Raw genomic sequence first — 16,120 nt, 5'->3', positions numbered from 1 at the left:
GCTATAAAGATATTTCCAATCTATCCTTACTTTCCTCTCTTTTTCTTAAATTATTTTCCCCGTCAGAAAATATAATTTATCTTTGTAAGCGCATTTTTCATGCTATCGATGTAAAACCGTATGAGGAGAAATTTTCTTTATTTGCTTGCTTCTGCTGCTGTCTTGTCACTTGCTTCGTGTACTACCACTAAGTTTGTGCCGGATGGATCTTATTTGCTGGATGAAGTCAAAATTCGTACGGACCAAAAAAATATACGGCCTTCTTCCTTGCGCATGTATGTTCGCCAAAATCCTAATGCCAAGTGGTTCAGTCTGATAAAGACCCAACTTTATGTATACAATCTGTCGGGGCGTGATTCGACCAAATGGGGGAATAAGTTCTTGAGAAGAATAGGGGATGCTCCCGTAATATATAGCGAGGACGAAGCGCAACGTTCTGAAGAAGAAATCACTAAGGCTGTGCATAATATGGGATATATGGCGGCAACAGTGAAACGTTCGACCAAAGTAAAAAAGAAAAAGATCAAAGTATATTATGACGTAACGGCAGGCAAGCCATACGTTGTTCAATCTATCAAATATGATATTTATGATCCTAAAATAGCTGCGCTTCTCAAACAGGATTCTGCCAGAAGTTTGCTGAAGGAAGGAATGTATTTTGATGTGAATGTATTGGATGCGGACAGGCAACGTATCACGAATAAGTTACTTCGGAATGGTTACTATAAGTTTAATAAGGATTATATCGGATATACTGCCGATACCGTTCGTAATACTTATAATGTAGATCTGACTCAACATTTGCAGATGTATAAAGCTCATGCGAATGATTCTGCAAGAGCACATCGGCAATATTGGATCAATAAGATTAATTTTATTACGGATTATGATGTTTTGCAGTCCTCGGCAATGAGCAGTGTGGACATCAATGATTCGGTACATTATAAGGGATATCCGATTTACTATAAGGATAAACTCTATTTGCGTCCTAAAGTTCTTACGGATAACCTTCGGTTTGCTTCCGGTGATCTGTATAATGAGCGCGATGTGCAGCAGACCTATTCCAGTTTTGGACGTTTATCGGCATTGAAATATACGAATATCCGTTTTATTGAGACTCAAATAGGAGATTCAACGATGCTCGATTGCTATGTGATGCTGACCAAGAGCAAACATAAATCAGTGGCTTTCGAGGTAGAGGGAACTAATTCTGCCGGTGACTTGGGAGCGGCTGCTTCCGTCTCTTTTCAAAACAGGAACCTTTTTCGCGGATCGGAAACTTTTATGATAAAATTCCGTGGAGCGTATGAAGTCATTTCCGGACTTCAGGCAGGTTATTCGAATAATAACTATACAGAGTACGGGGTGGAAACGAGTATCAACTTCCCTAATTTTCTGTTCCCTTTCATTTCCTCTGATTTTAAACGGAAAATCAGGGCTACAACAGAGTTTGGTTTACAGTATAATTATCAGTTGCGACCGGAGTTCTTGCGTACGATGGCTTCTGCTAACTGGAGTTACAAGTGGACACAACGTCAGAAGATACAACACCGTATTGATTTGATAAATATTGCTTTCCTTTATTTGCCCCGTATCTCTGAAAGGTTTAAAGAAGACTATATAAATAAAGGACAGAACCATATATTCCAGTATAATTATCAGGATCGACTGATTATAAATATGGGATATAGCTATAATTATAATAGCGTGGGAGGATCGATTATCAATAATACGATTGCTTCTAATTCATACTCCATCCGTTTTAATTTCGAATCGGCGGGAAATGTAATGTATGCTCTGTCAAAGGCTGCAAACATTCGGAAGAACAGTAATGGTGAATACGCTATTCTGGGAATTCCTTATGCTCAATATCTGAAAGGGGAGTTTGATTTTGCTAAGAATATCAGAATCGATTATCGTAACTCTTTTGCGTTTCATGCTGGTGTGGGAATAGCTGTACCTTATGGAAATGCGAAGACTATTCCGTTTGAGAAACAATATTTCTCTGGTGGAGCCAATAGTGTCCGCGGATGGAGTGTTCGCGATTTGGGACCGGGCTCTTTTGCAGGAAATGGGAATTTGCTCGATCAATCCGGAGATATTAAACTGGATGCCAGTATTGAATACCGAAGCAAGTTATTCTGGAAGTTTCAGGGGGCGGTATTTATTGATGCTGGTAATATCTGGACCATCCGGAGTTATGCCAATCAACCGGGAGGGGTTTTCAAGTTTGATAGGTTTTATAAGCAAATAGCAGTGGCCTACGGATTAGGTCTCCGCCTGGATTTGGATTTCTTTATTTTGCGTTTTGACGGAGGTATGAAAGCTGTCAATCCTGCCTATGAAACGAGGAAAGAGCATTTCCCCATCATTCATCCTAAATTCAGTCGTGACTTTGCTTTCCATTTTGCTGTGGGATATCCTTTCTAATCAGCCATTTATTATTTACTCTTACTAATTCGAGCGTATCTTGCAGGGAACTTACGTATTCCATTTTTCCTCCGATGGGATGAATGACGAATGCATTTTTGATTTGGCAGACAACCGACGCTTCTTCTAAATTAGCATCTATCTCACTTGAAATAACAGAAACTTTTGCAGCGCCTCGTGTCTTAAGTTGCTCCAGATGGGGTTGCCCGACATTAGATGCTAAGAAACTAAGATAAGATTGAGAAGAAGGCGTGCTCCATTCTTTGGCGACCGGATAATTGAAATTATAAAAGGCTTCACAGAAATCTATGGCTGTCTGTTCTATTTGAGTTTGAGGAGTCTGTTGCTGACAAGATAGACAGGTGAAGATTAGAACAGAATAGATAAGTGTATGTAGTTTATTCATAGTACAAAAGATTCTTGATAGAAGAAGATAAGATTGAAAAAGGAGATGAAACTCCTATATGATGTTTCATCTCCTTCGTATTTGTTTTTATTTTTAGCGGGCGGCAAACATAAAATTGCTCATTGTAGCCTGGCGTGCTGCCAGCATGCCTTGAGCATCCAGCGTTACATTCATCTTTTCGCCATTTGGCAAGAACAAATCAGCAGTGCCATCATTGTTCATTTTTACTAATTCAGCGCTTTCACCGTTTGCAACGACATTCCATGTGTTGGCTTCTTTGTTGTAGATCAGGTCCATTGAAGCAGTTTCGCCCTCTTTAGTAATGGAATATCCATTCTCAAGAGTTTTCACCATGTAGTTGCCGTTTTCTCCTTTTACTTTCTTTACGTCACCTACATTAGCCATCGGATTGGAGCCACTCCAGAATTCGATTGAGTTGATAACTAAAGCATCAGCCAGGTAAGCTACACCATAAACCGGAACAATGTTGAAAGCAAGGAATACGAGTTCGTTTACAAACTTGTTTCCAACTGATTGATTCCAGGAAGACAGGCGGTTGAATAAACCAAATGATCCTACACAAGAACTGAATAATAAGCTACCACTAAGTACTACTGCGACTAAAGTCAGTTTTCCTCTTTTCATGTTAAAATGTTTTTGATTAATAAAAAATATTGATAATTTCTCTCTTATGTGTATGCAAATATAATATTTTTTAATTAATCGGGGCTGTTATTTCTAATTTTTGTATACTCTTGACTTCCGCCGTGACAATTCGTTTCCTATGATATGGTCTATTGAAAATTTACCGGGACCGGCAATATACATCAATATAAATACAACTAAATAGATGAAAGCTAGCTCTTTAACCGCAAATACGTCATTAGCATGAACAACAAAGAAGGCTACTATCATTGTGAAAATCATCGGGATCATTGCCAAGCGATACAGGAATCCGATGATAAATGCCATCGAACATACGAGTTCGCCAAAAATTGCTAATCCGAGAGATAGGGGACTTCCTATTCCAAGCGGATCAGGAAATACTGCTGACATCTCCTGGAAGTTACTCCATTTCTGGATACCGTGGTTCATTAATAATATACCGAAGATGATCCGGACAGCCAATAGCAACAAAGATACTTTCGTTGTATTCGATTTTGTGGGAAATAAAAAACTATAAATCATAAGTTGTTCTATTTTTAAGTTTATATCTATTTATATAAACATAAAAAATATTGAATTTGTTCTCTATTGATAGCAAAATTTGTTTGGACCTTATTCCTTATTTAAAACATAATGGTCTGCAAGTTCTCCGGTTATTTCTTGTTTATCCATTGTTAGTTTGCGTAAATGATTTTCTTCTACTTTATAATAAGAAAGTTCTCCGCCTTCTTCATTAAGAGTCAATAGGTTGTCTTTTAAAGTATATGTACCTTTTTCGTCAAATGAGCTGTCTCTATCGATATATACGGAATGGAGGCTGAATGTTTTGTCCGGATTTAATGTCAGGGTTGTTTCAATACCCGGACAATCGGCAGCGGGGAAAACTCCTTTATAAGTTCCTTCGTAATCAAGTGAATTTTCCGCATTATGGATATCGGTTACTTCGATTGAAGTACTGTCTGCACCGGCACTCTTGTTTGTTTTCGCGCTATTGTTGCATGCTGCCAAAAGAGCACATGAACATACTAAAATGAAAATTTTCTTCATAATTATTGTTTCTATTAGTTAGTCTAATTGAGTATATTGGACGTAAAGGTATAAATTTAAAATGGAATCTTTATAGTAAAAAGAAACGAACAACTTTATTTATGAATAAATAAACTTTGTATCTTTGCGGAAAATTCTAAAGATATGGCACAACATACTTATGACAATGAAGCTGTTCAGGAATTATTGAACTGGGCAAAAAAGATGATTGAGACAAAGAATTATCCAACAGAAAGATATCAGGTCAATAAATGTACTACCATTATTGATGGTAAATCGTATTTGGAATCTTTGATTGCAATGATTTCCAGAAACTGGGAGAATCCGACTTTTCATCCCACTATTGAGCAATTATGGGAGTTTAGGGAAAAGTGGGAAAATAAAGAAGCGTAGCAAATTGCGATTCAATGTTGAATGATAAATCATTTATGAATATAGAAATGCACTCTAATCATGTCAGATAAGAATGCATTTCTATTTTATTAGTTTGATATTTATCAGCTTCCTAAAAAGGCAGCCATCTTTTCTTCTTTTTCAGGGATGTTTTTTCTTCTTCTCCGTTTTGGCTATAGATATCTGCAAACGTCTTTTTCTCTTTAATCATTTCGTAAATGACTCCCCAGTCTGGTAAACCACCCAGATTTCGATCGTCAATGAACATGTCGGCTTTCAACTTTCGAGAGAATCCCTGATGGCCTTTCTGCTCTTCAGGATAATCCTTATTAACGGCATAAAATTCTAAACCTCTGGCTTTACACCATTCGACAGCTTCGTCCAGAAGTGCTCCTTCACGCACACTCCACAGTATTAAACGATGCTTTTCTTGTTGCAATAACTTCAATGTGTCAACAGCGAATGGAATCTCTTCACCAATGCGTGGATAACGATGTTCTACAATCGTTCCGTCAAAATCAACAGCTATAATCATAGTTTTTAATTACCTAATTTGGAACAAAGATACGGACAGTAAGCCAAAAAAACGTATCTTTGTCTCAAATTAACATTTTAATAAAAATATAAATACATGAACAATTCCCCTCAGCGTGCTGCTAAAGGCTTTACGAGAGCATTTTGGGTCAGCAACACAGTCGAACTGTTTGAGCGTATGGCATATTATGCCGTTTTTATCGTTCTCACTATTTATCTATCTTCCATTTTAGGTTTTAATGATTTCGAAGCAAGTATGATTTCCGGGCTTTTTTCCGGTGGATTGTATCTGCTTCCTATTTTTTCCGGTGCTTATGCTGACAAGATCGGTTTCCGGAAATCAATGATTATAGCATTTTCCTTATTATCCATCGGATATTTAGGGTTGGGTGTACTGCCCACTTTACTGGAAGCTGCCGGTTTGGTTAGTTATGGTGCCACTACTCAATTTAATGGTTTGCCTGATAGCTATACCCGGTGGATCATCGTGCCGGTTTTGTTTGTACTTATGGTGGGAGGTTCTTTCATTAAGTCCATTATCTCCGCTTCTGTGGCTAAAGAAACAACGGAAGCAACCCGTGCCCGTGGTTATTCCATATTTTATATGATGGTAAATGTGGGTGCTTTCACCGGTAAAACGATTATCGATCCTTTGCGTAATGTCATTGGTGAACAAGCGTATATCTATATTAATTATTTCTCCGGTGCGATGACAATAGTTGCTTTACTTGCTGTTATTCTTCTTTATAAATCGACGCATACGGCAGGTGAAGGAAAAAGTCTCCATGAGATTGGACAGGGATTTATGCGAATCATCACAAACTGGCGTTTATTGATTCTTATTTTGATTGTTACAGGTTTCTGGATGGTGCAACAGCAGCTTTATGCCACTATGCCTAAATATGTGATTCGTATGGCTGGAGAGACGGCAAAACCGGGTTGGATTGCCAACGTGAATCCGTTTGTGGTGGTTTGCTGCGTTAGTTTTATCACCCGTTTGATGGCCAAACGCAGTGCGATTACTTCGATGAATGTGGGAATGTTTTTGATTCCTATTTCGGCATTACTGATGGCATGTGGAAATTTGTTGGGTAATGATCTTATTACAGGTATGAGCAATATTACTCTGATGATGATTGCGGGTATAGTTGTGCAGGCGCTTGCCGAATGTTTCATTTCACCGCGTTATCTGGAATATTTCTCTTTACAGGCTCCGAAAGGAGAAGAAGGAATGTATTTAGGATTCAGTCATTTACATTCATTCCTTTCTTCTATTTTCGGTTTTGGTCTGGCGGGAATTTTGCTCACTAAATATTGTCCGGATCCGGCTTTGTTCGAGACGCGGGAAGCATGGGAGGCAGCTAGTGGAAATGCCCATTATATATGGTATTACTTTGCTGCTATAGGCCTGATTGCCGCTGTAGCGCTACTATTATTTGCAAAAATCACCGAATCCATCGACAAAAAGAAGGAGGCTTCTCGGTAATTCTCTGCTTTTTTATGTATATTTGCCGTCACTTTGCTGTAAAAGTTGACGGCATTTTGCATTTTAATAAAGAGGATAAAACATGAAAGTAAAATTTATAAGCCTGGCGAGTGGCAGTAGCGGGAACTGTTATTATCTGGGCACTGAAACCTATGGGATACTGATAGATGCCGGAATCGGCATACGTACTATCAAAAAATCACTGAAAGATTATAATATCTTGATGGATAGTATTCGTGCGGTATTTATAACGCACGATCATGCTGACCATATTAAAGCAGTGGGTAATCTGGGAGAAAAAATGAATATTCCTGTTTATACAACCGCACGTATTCATGCTGGAATTAATCGTAGCTATTGTATGACGGAGAAACTTAGCTCGTCAGTTCGTTATCTGGAAAAGCAAGAGCCTATGACGCTGGAAGATTTTCACATCGAATCTTTTGAAGTGCCACACGATGGAACGGACAATGTGGGGTATTGCATTGAAATTGATGGCAAAGTCTTTTCTTTCTTAACCGACCTTGGAGAGATTACTCCTACAGCTGCTCATTATATCAGTAAAGCCCATTATCTGATACTTGAAGCCAACTACGATGAGGAAATGCTCAAAATGGGGCCTTATCCTCAATATCTGAAAGAACGGATTGCAAGTAAAACCGGACACATGAGTAACTCTGATACTGCAGAGTTTCTGGCGGAAAATATTACTGAACATTTGCGATATATCTGGTTATGCCATTTAAGTAAAGACAATAATCACCCGGAGCTGGCTTATAAAACGGTGGAATGGAAATTAAAGAACAAAGGTGTTATTGTAGGCAAAGATGTGCAACTACTTGCTTTAAAGCGAAATACGCCTTCCGAGCTTTATGTGTTCGAATAAAGACGAAAAAAGATAGTAAAAAAGCTGCATGATTGTTTGGTCAAATAAAATAAAAGACCTACTTTTGCAACCGCAAACGAGGAATTAAGCACTCTTAGCTCAGTTGGTAGAGCAACTGACTCTTAATCAGTGGGTCCAGGGTTCGAATCCCTGAGGGTGTACAAATTCGACGTTGCAATAAAAATAAAATGTTGCACTCTTAGCTCAGCTGGTAGAGCAATTGACTCTTAATCAATGGGTCCAGGGTTCGAGTCCCTGAGGGTGTACAAAGATTATTAAAAGGAGAACTTAAAAGGTTCTCCTTTTTTGTTAAGAGCTTTTTGGGGTGTTACTGTTCAGCTGTAGGAATAAAAAATACCGCTACTCAAAGCTATATTCGACTTTGGTAGCGGTTTTTTTATAGTGTAACTACTATCTATTAGAACTTGAAGAAGTTCTTGGCATTGTTGTAGCTGATATCTTCAATCATTTGGTTTACACGCTCCATTTCAGATACCGGAATTTCTCCGTTTTCTACGTCACGTCCTACCAGGTTACACAATGTACGGCGGAAATATTCATGACGCGGGTAGGATAGGAATGAACGAGAGTCGGTCAACATACCTACGAAGCGGCTCAAAAGACCGAGTACTGACAAAGCATTCATTTGTTTTTCCATACCATCCTTTTGATCGAGGAACCACCATCCGGAACCAAATTGGATTTTTCCCGGGATAGAACCATCCTGGAAGTTACCCAGCATTGTTGCAATTACTTCGTTGGCGCATGGGTTCAAGTTGTAGAGGATTGTTTTAGTCAATTTGCCATTAGTGTTCAGGCGATCAAGGAATTTAGCCATTGCTTTGGCGGTTGTAAATTCACCGATAGAATCGAAACCTGTATCAGCACCCAGTAATTTAAACATCTTCGTGTTATTGTTACGAATAGCGCCGTAATGGAATTGTTGAGTCCATCCTTTTTCCCAGTCCATTTCACCGAAGATCACAAGCATTGCCGATTTGAATTTCAGAATTTCTTCCTTGGTCAATTCTGCGCCACCATATACCTTATTAAAGATGGCTTTGATTTCAGCATCTGTATAATCTTCTGCGTAGAATTCTTCAATACCATGGTCAGACAGACGGCAGCCTTGTTCTGCGAAGAAGTCATGACGTTTGCGTAAAGCAGCGATCATATCATCAAAGTTGGAGATGATAACACCACTTACCTCTGCCAGTTTTTCTACATAACTGCGGAAATCTGCAGGGACTTCTACAGCCATAGCCTTATCAGGACGCCATGTTGGTAACATCTTGATTTCAAATCCGCTTTCGCGTGTTTTGATATGATATTCCAATGAATCGATAGGATCATCCGTTGTGCAAACGGCTTCTACATGATAACGACGCATCATTCCACGAGCTGAATATTCGGGTTGAGACAGTTTCTCGTTACATTCATCGTAAATTTCACGTGCGGTTTGTGGATTCAATATTTTATTGATACCAAATGCCGTTTTCAGTTCAAGGTGAGTCCAGTGGTACAATGGGTTGCGGAAAGTGTAAGGTACTGTTTCCGCCCATTTTTCAAATTTTTCCCAGTCTGTGGTATCTTTTCCCGTACAGAAACGTTCGTCTACACCGTTTGTACGCATTGCACGCCATTTGTAGTGGTCACCGCCCAACCAGATTTCAGTCAGTGATTTAAACTTGTAGTCGTCAGCTACCATTTGAGGGATAAGGTGACAGTGATAGTCGATGATCGGCATTTTAGCCGCATGCTCGTGATACAACTTTTGCGCAGTTTCTGTTTGCAGCAAGAAGTTTTCGTCCATGAAGTTCTTCATTATTACTGTGTTTTAAGTATATAAAATTATTACTTTCTATATTTATACCTATATAGTATTGATTTTAAAGCTAATAGGCGTAAATCTTGTTTTAGTTTTATTAACCGTTATCGAACACAAAAATAGAAAATTTACTTGGAGTAACAAAATAATTCGTATATTTGCAGCGATTATTTATAATATTTAAGTTTTAGCACTATGGAGGACCAGAACTATACCATTAAAGACATTGCCCGTATGGCCGGTGTTTCCGCCGGAACGGTTGACAGGGTGTTGCACAATCGCGGTGACGTGTCTCCCAAAAGCAAAGCCAAAGTACAAAAGGTGTTGGATGAGATTCATTATCAGCCCAATGTGTTTGCTATCGGTTTGGCTGCTAAAAAGAAATATTCTTTCCTCTGTTTGATACCTTATTATATAGAGCATGATTATTGGCATTCGGTAGTAGGGGGGATTGAGCGTGTCCGGCAAGAATTACGTCCTTTTAATGTGAGTATAGATTATTTGTGCTATCACCATGGGGATGAGAAGAGTTATCAGGAAGCCTGCCTTTCTATAAAAGAAAAGAATGTGGATGCGGTATTGATTTCTCCGAATTTTCGGGAAGAGACACTGGCGCTGACAGCCTATTTACAGGAAAATAAGATTGCTTATGCTTTTGTCGATTTCAATATGGAAGAAGCGAAAGCGTTGACGTATATCGGGCAGGATTCATATAAGAGCGGATATATCGCAGCGAAAATATTGATGCGCAATTATTCGGCAGGAGAAGGCCAGGAGTTGGTTTTGTTTTTAAGTAACAATAAAGATAATCCGGCTGAAATACAGATGCAACGCCGTTTGGATGGTTTTATGAGTTACATTGCCGAAGAATATAATAACTTGGTAATCCATGAGGTAGTACTTAATAAATCCGATCAGGAAAGTAACCAACAGACATTGGATGAGTTTTTTCAGGCGCATCCGAAGGCTTTACTGGGAGTTGTATTTAATTCCAGAGTGTATCAGTTGGGAGAGTATCTTCGTCATGCGGGACGTAGCATGAAAGGACTGATAGGATATGACCTTCTGAAAGCAAACGTAGATTTATTAAAATCCGGTGATGTGCATTATTTAATCGGGCAACGTCCGGGTTTGCAAGGATATTGTGGGGTGAAGGCTTTGTGCGATCATGTCGTGTTTAAGAAGTCTGTTGAACCTGTAAAATACATGCCTATTGATATCCTGATAAAGGAAAACATTGATTTTTATTTTGAATTTGTATAATATCAACTTTATAAATTACAACTAACATGAAAGCATTAAACAAAGAAACTGCTCCTAAAACACAACGTCCGGAGCGTATTATCCAATTTGGCGAAGGTAACTTTTTGCGTGCATTTGTAGATTGGATTATTTATAACATGAACCAGAAAGCTGATTTCAACAGCAGTGTAGTAGTGGTTCAACCGATTGATAAAGGTATGGTCGATATGCTGAATGCACAGGATGATCTTTATCATGTAAACCTTCAAGGATTGGATAAAGGAGAGGCTGTTAACAGCTTGACAATGATTGATGTAATCAGCCGCGCTTTAAACCCATATACTCAAAATGACGAGTTTATGAAGTTGGCAGAGCAACCTGAAATGCGTTTTGTTATTTCAAACACTACAGAGGCTGGTATTGCTTTTGATCCGGCTTGTAAACTTGAGGATGCTCCTGCTTCATCTTATCCGGGTAAGCTGACTCAATTACTCTATCATCGTTTTAAAACATTCAATGGTGATAAGACAAAAGGTTTGATTATTTTCCCTTGCGAGCTTATTTTCCTGAATGGTCATAAGTTGAAAGAAACAATTTATCAATATATTGAATTGTGGAACCTGGGTAATGAGTTTAAAACTTGGTTTGAAGAAGCTTGTGGTGTATATGCAACATTGGTAGACCGTATTGTTCCGGGATTCCCGCGCAAGGATATTGCTGCTATCAAAGAAAAACTGCAATATGATGATAATCTGGTTGTTCAGGCTGAAGTTTTCCATTTGTGGGTTATTGAAGCTCCGCAGGAAGTTGCAAAAGAGTTCCCGGCTGACAAGGCAGGCTTGAATGTATTGTTTGTACCGTCAGAGGCTCCTTATCACGAACGTAAGGTTACTTTGTTGAATGGCCCGCATACTGTTCTTTCTCCGGTTGCCTATCTCTCGGGAGTGAATATTGTACGTGATGCTTGCCAGCACGAAGTGATTGGCAAATATATCCACAAGGTAATGTTTGACGAACTGATGGAAACTTTGAACTTGCCGAAGGATGAGTTGGAGAAATTTGCAAATGATGTATTGGAACGCTTCAACAATCCGTTCGTGGATCATGCAGTAACCAGCATCATGCTGAATTCTTTCCCTAAATACGAAACTCGTGATTTGCCGGGATTGAAGACTTATCTGGAACGTAAAGGTGAACTTCCTAAAGGACTGGTACTTGGTTTAGCCGCTATCATTACTTATTATAAAGGTGGTGTACGTGCTGATGGTGCTGAAATTGTTCCGAATGATGCTCCTGAAATCATGAACCTGCTGAAAGAACTTTGGGCAACAGGTTGCACAAAGAAAGTTGCCGAAGGTGTTCTGGCTGCAGATTTTATCTGGGGAGAAGATTTGAATAAGATCCCGGGATTGACAGAAGCCGTAAAAGCTGATTTGGATTCTATCCAGGAAAAAGGAATGCTTGAGACCGTTAAAGGTATTCTGTAATTAGAAGACTAAATAAAAAATAGCGCCACTGTTCTCTGAACAAGTGGCGCTATTTTTTATTATCAAGTTATTTATTATTCTTGTTCAGCCGTATGCAAAATAAATGTAGTAGCTCCAATTGTCACAATAGCGCCATCTTCAATACGTACACGGTCTTTATCTCCCAGAATTTCATTCATAAGGAAAGTACCTGTGAGACTAGGAGCATCTCGTAATGTGTAGACTAGCTTTCCTTGCTTATTACGCTTTATATTGATGATGCAATGGCGTCGATCCATGCTCATATCACCACTTTCAATGGGAGTATTAATGTTTGTTCCTACACAACGGCGGCCTATGACATTGTCACCTTCCTGCAAGGGAAGTAACTGTTTAAAACCAAATACATTTTCGATAACAGTGATATATCCGAACTCTTCTTTATGAGATTCAGCTTCTTCTTCCAGGTTTTCTTCCTTTCTAAGAGCCTTAACTTTACTTTTTCCTAACCGGATACTGAATTGCTTGCCACAATGTTCGCATTCAAATACCAGTGATTGGCCTTCGCTATACTTGGTTTCATCAAAATAAAGATAATTCTCACATTTAGGACAAAGAACTCGTTTCATGCTTTTTAAAAGGGGTTTTTATTTAGCCAGTAACCAGGCATTCTTATAAGTTTCGTTTTTTCTTAGCTCAAGTAATTGCTTGGTCGCTTCATCACGGTTGTTAAATGAACTGATACTGACACGTACTTTACCATCAGTGTTCAGAGCTTTTGCATCTGCAAATCCTTTTGATTTTAATTGGTTCGCAATAACTTCTGCATCTTTTAGGCTGATTCCTCCTGCCACAATGATATGAAAAGGATGATTTGCACTTTCTTGAGATTTCACCGCAGGAGCAGGAGTCGCTGTTTCCTGTTTTACCACTTTCACTTCTCTTACTGCGATCGGTTTGGAAGTCTTGGCTTTATCCGTTGTATGCTTTTTAGCAGATGAAGTTTTGGTTGAAGCAGAAGAAGCAGAAAGCTTCTTTGCTTGTTGCGCAACATCGTTCTTAACATAAACAGGAGTTACTGCAACCGATTGCTTTTCTATTTGCTCAAAAAGCTCGCTGGGCAATAACTGTGCATAATTGTTCTTTTGAACGTCGGTATTCTCTACCGGAGTTGAAAAGGCAAAGAACAGTACGATGGCAGCAATCATTGCTGCAGCATTGCGGAGATACGCGCGGTTGATACTAATTTCAAAAGTCTTCTTTTCCTTTTCCTGATAAGTCGGTACCAATACTTTTTCTTTCTGCTGCAGAGCCGAAAGTTCATGTATTTTAAAAGAGTCGAGACCATACAATGAAGGAGTTGTTATCTTATAATCATAAGGAACGAACTCGTAGTTACCATAAATGTTATAATGAATCTCGCCTATATTATCCAGATGGGCTTTCCCTTCCTCATGAAGGAGACCGATAAATTCGTTTACTTCTTTTTCTACTATACGGCTGGCGTCAGCAAAACTTGTGTCGTATGCTGACATATAAGATTGCACCAGTACGCCGTCATTCAGTTTTAATTGAGGATTAAAACCGATTATACGGGTAGGAGGTAAAAATATATTTTCTTCCTTTACGCGGGTTGCGGGCGAATAATGTGCTACAAAACCACCAAATCCCGGAACAATGACGCAGTCGTTTTCCAGTAGTAAAGTCTCTATATGTTGTGCCAATTCAATCATGTCTGCAAAATTAAGAGATAAATTGAATATATCCCAGAAAACTTCGAAAAATTCACTACTTTTGCATCGTTTTATTTATCACTATCAATAATGAACTATATACAGACAGAAATAGACGGAGTATGGCTGATCGAGCCTAGAGTTTTCTCCGATGAACGGGGCTATTTTATGGAAGCCTATAAGAAAGAAGAGTTTGAAGCCAATATTGGTCCCGTAAACTTTATACAGGACAACGAGTCGAAATCATCTTTTGGTGTATTGCGTGGATTGCACTATCAAAAAGGAGAACATAGTCAGGCGAAACTGGTTCGTGTTCTTAAAGGAGAAGTGCTCGACGTTGCCGTTGATTTGCGTAAATCATCGCCTACGTTTGGAAAGCATGTTTGTGTATTGCTTAGTGAAGAAAACAAGAGACAATTTTTTATTCCCCGTGGTTTTGCTCATGGCTTTGCTGTCTTGAGTGAAGAAGCTGTTTTTACATATAAGGTAGATAACAAGTATGCTCCGCAGGCAGAAGCCTCTATTTTATATAATGACGAAGCATTGGGGATCGACTGGCCGTTGGCAGAGTCGCAAATGTTATTATCTGCGAAAGACAGAGAGGGAACTGCTTTCAAGGACGCCGTTTATTTTGAATGAATTTCTAAACAAACAATAGATTAAGTATGAAAATTGCAATCGTGGGAACAGGGTATGTGGGTCTGGTGTCAGGCACATGTTTTGCCGAAATTGGCGTGAATGTAACGTGCGTAGACACGAACAAAGAGAAAATCGAATCTTTGCAAAAGGGGAACATTCCAATTTATGAAAATGGATTGGAAGAGATGGTACTCCGTAATATGAAAGCAAAGCGATTGAAGTTTACTACCTCATTGGAAAGTTGTCTGGATGAAGTGGAAGTTATATTCAGTGCAGTTGGAACTCCTCCGGATGAAGATGGCAGCGCTGATTTGAAATACGTATTGGAGGTGGCCCGTACCATTGGTCGCAATATGAAACAGTATAAATTGGTAGTTACCAAAAGTACCGTTCCGGTAGGCACTGCCAGTAAGGTTCGTGCGGTTATTCAGGAAGAACTGGATAAGAGAGGCGTGACGGTTGATTTTGATGTGGCTTCTAATCCGGAATTCCTTAAAGAAGGAAATGCTATCAGTGACTTTATGAGCCCGGACCGCGTGGTAGTGGGAGTGGAGTCGGCACGTGCGGAGAAATTGATGTCCAAACTATATAAACCATTCTTATTGAATAATTTCCGTGTGATTTTCATGGATATTCCGTCTGCGGAAATGACTAAATATGCGGCAAATTCGATGCTGGCAACCCGTATAAGCTTTATGAATGATATTGCAAACTTGTGCGAGATTGTTGGTGCGGATGTGAATATGGTGCGTAGTGGGATAGGTTCGGATACTCGTATCGGACGTAAGTTTCTGTACCCGGGTATCGGATATGGTGGTTCCTGCTTCCCCAAAGATGTGAAGGCATTGATTAAAACAGCAGAACAGAATGGTTATACCATGCGGGTACTTACGGCTGTGGAAGAAGTGAATGAGAACCAAAAAAGCGTCTTGTTCGAAAAGTTAATGAAACAGTTTAATGGTGATTTGCAGGGTAAGACTGTTGCTTTGTGGGGATTGGCATTTAAACCGGAAACGGATGATATGCGTGAGGCTCCGGCATTAGTCCTGATCGATAAATTGCTGAAAGCAGGTTGTAAAGTACGCGCATACGATCCGGCTGCCGTGCAAGAATGTAAGCGCAGGATTGGTGATACTATCTATTATGCTTGCGATATGTATGATGCCGTACTGGATGCTGATGTGTTGATGTTGGTTACCGAATGGAAAGAATTCCGTCTGCCTTCATGGGCCGTTATCAAGAAAACGATGTCCCGGCAGATTGTGTTGGACGGACGTAATATATATGATAAAAAAGAGATGGAAGAACTCGGATTTATTTATCACTGTATTGGTAAATAAAAAAATAAGAGTATCTTTATATAA

Annotated in this window: 16 protein-coding genes and 2 tRNA genes; 10 read left to right on the top strand and 8 right to left on the bottom strand. The window is 39.3% G+C overall.

Translation table 11 applies throughout. The annotated features are described in order from the left end of the window. The first annotated feature begins 120 nt into the window (after positions 1-120). Positions 121-2,430, top strand: a complete 2,310-nt coding sequence (locus tag KSX81_RS24020) for a BamA/TamA family outer membrane protein (RefSeq protein ID WP_149944210.1) — start codon at positions 121-123, stop codon at positions 2,428-2,430. Here the strand turns inward: KSX81_RS24020 and KSX81_RS24015 are convergent. The 4 genes from KSX81_RS24015 to KSX81_RS24000 form a co-directional block, all read right to left on the bottom strand. Then, the gene (locus KSX81_RS24015; protein WP_004295890.1) at positions 2,384-2,836 is read right to left on the bottom strand and encodes a hypothetical protein; all 453 of its coding nucleotides are present in this window, start codon (positions 2,834-2,836) and stop codon (positions 2,384-2,386) included. The two genes, KSX81_RS24020 and KSX81_RS24015, sit on opposite strands and share 47 nt — an antisense overlap. Before the next feature lie 93 nt (positions 2,837-2,929). Further along, positions 2,930-3,481 (bottom strand): DUF3332 domain-containing protein, encoded by a 552-nt coding sequence (locus KSX81_RS24010; RefSeq protein WP_004295891.1) that lies wholly within the window; start codon positions 3,479-3,481, stop codon positions 2,930-2,932. A 93-nt stretch (positions 3,482-3,574) separates the two neighbouring features. Beyond that, positions 3,575-4,024, bottom strand: coding sequence for a DoxX family protein (locus KSX81_RS24005; RefSeq protein WP_004295892.1), 450 nt, complete (start codon positions 4,022-4,024; stop codon positions 3,575-3,577). 90 nt (positions 4,025-4,114) lie between these two features. Continuing rightward, on the bottom strand, positions 4,115-4,549 hold the full coding sequence (locus tag KSX81_RS24000; protein WP_004295893.1) for a copper resistance protein NlpE: 435 nt from the start codon (positions 4,547-4,549) through the stop codon (positions 4,115-4,117). Positions 4,550-4,693: 144 nt separating this feature from the next. Here KSX81_RS24000 and KSX81_RS23995 point away from each other — a divergent pair, with 144 nt between their 5' ends. Beyond that, positions 4,694-4,942, top strand: coding sequence for a DUF6965 family protein (locus KSX81_RS23995; protein WP_004295894.1), 249 nt, complete (start codon positions 4,694-4,696; stop codon positions 4,940-4,942). 112 nt (positions 4,943-5,054) lie between these two features. Here the strand turns inward: KSX81_RS23995 and KSX81_RS23990 are convergent, their stop codons facing one another. Beyond that, a complete protein-coding gene (locus tag KSX81_RS23990; protein WP_004295895.1) occupies positions 5,055-5,477 on the bottom strand; it encodes a BT0820 family HAD-type phosphatase in 423 nt (140 codons plus the stop codon). A 96-nt stretch (positions 5,478-5,573) separates the two neighbouring features. Here KSX81_RS23990 and KSX81_RS23985 point away from each other — a divergent pair, with 96 nt between their 5' ends. The 4 genes from KSX81_RS23985 to KSX81_RS23970 all read left to right on the top strand — a co-directional run bounded on the left by KSX81_RS23985 (position 5,574) and on the right by KSX81_RS23970 (position 8,114). Beyond that, positions 5,574-6,962, top strand: coding sequence for a peptide MFS transporter (locus KSX81_RS23985; RefSeq protein ID WP_004295896.1), 1,389 nt, complete (start codon positions 5,574-5,576; stop codon positions 6,960-6,962). 82 nt (positions 6,963-7,044) lie between these two features. After that, entirely contained in the window at positions 7,045-7,848 is an 804-nt protein-coding gene (locus KSX81_RS23980) for an MBL fold metallo-hydrolase (protein WP_004295897.1), read from the top strand. Between the two features lie 88 nt (positions 7,849-7,936). Continuing rightward, positions 7,937-8,009 (top strand) — tRNA-Lys (locus KSX81_RS23975). Between the two features lie 32 nt (positions 8,010-8,041). Then, positions 8,042-8,114 (top strand) — tRNA-Lys (locus tag KSX81_RS23970). A gap of 152 nt (positions 8,115-8,266) precedes the next feature. Here KSX81_RS23970 and uxaC read toward each other — a convergent pair. Continuing rightward, positions 8,267-9,673 (bottom strand): glucuronate isomerase, encoded by a 1,407-nt coding sequence (uxaC, locus tag KSX81_RS23965; protein ID WP_004295898.1) that lies wholly within the window; start codon positions 9,671-9,673, stop codon positions 8,267-8,269. Positions 9,674-9,871: 198 nt separating this feature from the next. On the opposite strand from uxaC, the gene KSX81_RS23960 reads away from it, so the two are divergent. Both KSX81_RS23960 and KSX81_RS23955 read left to right on the top strand, forming a co-directional pair. Further along, on the top strand, positions 9,872-10,939 hold the full coding sequence (locus tag KSX81_RS23960) for a substrate-binding domain-containing protein (RefSeq protein ID WP_004295899.1): 1,068 nt from the start codon (positions 9,872-9,874) through the stop codon (positions 10,937-10,939). A 26-nt stretch (positions 10,940-10,965) separates the two neighbouring features. After that, entirely contained in the window at positions 10,966-12,405 is a 1,440-nt protein-coding gene (locus KSX81_RS23955) for a tagaturonate reductase (RefSeq protein WP_004295900.1), read from the top strand. Between the two features lie 74 nt (positions 12,406-12,479). Here the strand turns inward: KSX81_RS23955 and KSX81_RS23950 are convergent, their stop codons facing one another. Together KSX81_RS23950 and KSX81_RS23945 are read right to left on the bottom strand one after the other, a co-directional pair. Then, complete coding sequence (locus KSX81_RS23950; protein WP_004295901.1) at positions 12,480-13,013, bottom strand: FHA domain-containing protein; 534 nt, start codon at positions 13,011-13,013, stop codon at positions 12,480-12,482. A gap of 18 nt (positions 13,014-13,031) precedes the next feature. Then, positions 13,032-14,117: an SPOR domain-containing protein gene (locus tag KSX81_RS23945; RefSeq protein WP_004295902.1), complete on the bottom strand. Its 1,086-nt coding sequence runs from the start codon at positions 14,115-14,117 to the stop codon at positions 13,032-13,034. A gap of 90 nt (positions 14,118-14,207) precedes the next feature. Between KSX81_RS23945 and rfbC the strand changes: the two genes are divergently transcribed. Then, complete coding sequence (rfbC, locus tag KSX81_RS23940; RefSeq protein ID WP_004295903.1) at positions 14,208-14,756, top strand: dTDP-4-dehydrorhamnose 3,5-epimerase; 549 nt, start codon at positions 14,208-14,210, stop codon at positions 14,754-14,756. A gap of 26 nt (positions 14,757-14,782) precedes the next feature. After that, a complete protein-coding gene (locus tag KSX81_RS23935) occupies positions 14,783-16,096 on the top strand; it encodes a UDP-glucose dehydrogenase family protein (RefSeq protein ID WP_004295904.1) in 1,314 nt (437 codons plus the stop codon). Positions 16,097-16,120 lie beyond the last annotated feature (24 nt).

The sequence above is a fragment of the Bacteroides sp. MSK.18.37 genome, assembly GCF_019129155.2.
GTDB classification, from domain to species: Bacteria; Bacteroidota; Bacteroidia; order Bacteroidales; family Bacteroidaceae; genus Bacteroides; species Bacteroides ovatus.
Note: the sequence above shows the minus strand (reverse complement) of the source record. Positions and strands in the feature narration are given on the sequence as shown.

Coding starts and splice junctions, on each gene's coding strand:
- uxaC (WP_004295898.1), bottom strand. CDS start 9,673: ATGAAGAACTTCATGGACGAAAACTTCTTGCTGCAAACAGAAACTGCG.
- KSX81_RS23935 (WP_004295904.1), top strand. CDS start 14,783: ATGAAAATTGCAATCGTGGGAACAGGGTATGTGGGTCTGGTGTCAGGC.
- KSX81_RS23995 (WP_004295894.1), top strand. CDS start 4,694: ATGGCACAACATACTTATGACAATGAAGCTGTTCAGGAATTATTGAAC.
- KSX81_RS24020 (WP_149944210.1), top strand. CDS start 121: ATGAGGAGAAATTTTCTTTATTTGCTTGCTTCTGCTGCTGTCTTGTCA.
- rfbC (WP_004295903.1), top strand. CDS start 14,208: ATGAACTATATACAGACAGAAATAGACGGAGTATGGCTGATCGAGCCT.
- KSX81_RS24010 (WP_004295891.1), bottom strand. CDS start 3,481: ATGAAAAGAGGAAAACTGACTTTAGTCGCAGTAGTACTTAGTGGTAGC.
- KSX81_RS24015 (WP_004295890.1), bottom strand. CDS start 2,836: ATGAATAAACTACATACACTTATCTATTCTGTTCTAATCTTCACCTGT.
- KSX81_RS23955 (WP_004295900.1), top strand. CDS start 10,966: ATGAAAGCATTAAACAAAGAAACTGCTCCTAAAACACAACGTCCGGAG.
- KSX81_RS23960 (WP_004295899.1), top strand. CDS start 9,872: ATGGAGGACCAGAACTATACCATTAAAGACATTGCCCGTATGGCCGGT.
- KSX81_RS23950 (WP_004295901.1), bottom strand. CDS start 13,013: ATGAAACGAGTTCTTTGTCCTAAATGTGAGAATTATCTTTATTTTGAT.
- KSX81_RS23985 (WP_004295896.1), top strand. CDS start 5,574: ATGAACAATTCCCCTCAGCGTGCTGCTAAAGGCTTTACGAGAGCATTT.
- KSX81_RS24005 (WP_004295892.1), bottom strand. CDS start 4,024: ATGATTTATAGTTTTTTATTTCCCACAAAATCGAATACAACGAAAGTA.
- KSX81_RS23990 (WP_004295895.1), bottom strand. CDS start 5,477: ATGATTATAGCTGTTGATTTTGACGGAACGATTGTAGAACATCGTTAT.
- KSX81_RS23945 (WP_004295902.1), bottom strand. CDS start 14,117: ATGATTGAATTGGCACAACATATAGAGACTTTACTACTGGAAAACGAC.
- KSX81_RS24000 (WP_004295893.1), bottom strand. CDS start 4,549: ATGAAGAAAATTTTCATTTTAGTATGTTCATGTGCTCTTTTGGCAGCA.
- KSX81_RS23980 (WP_004295897.1), top strand. CDS start 7,045: ATGAAAGTAAAATTTATAAGCCTGGCGAGTGGCAGTAGCGGGAACTGT.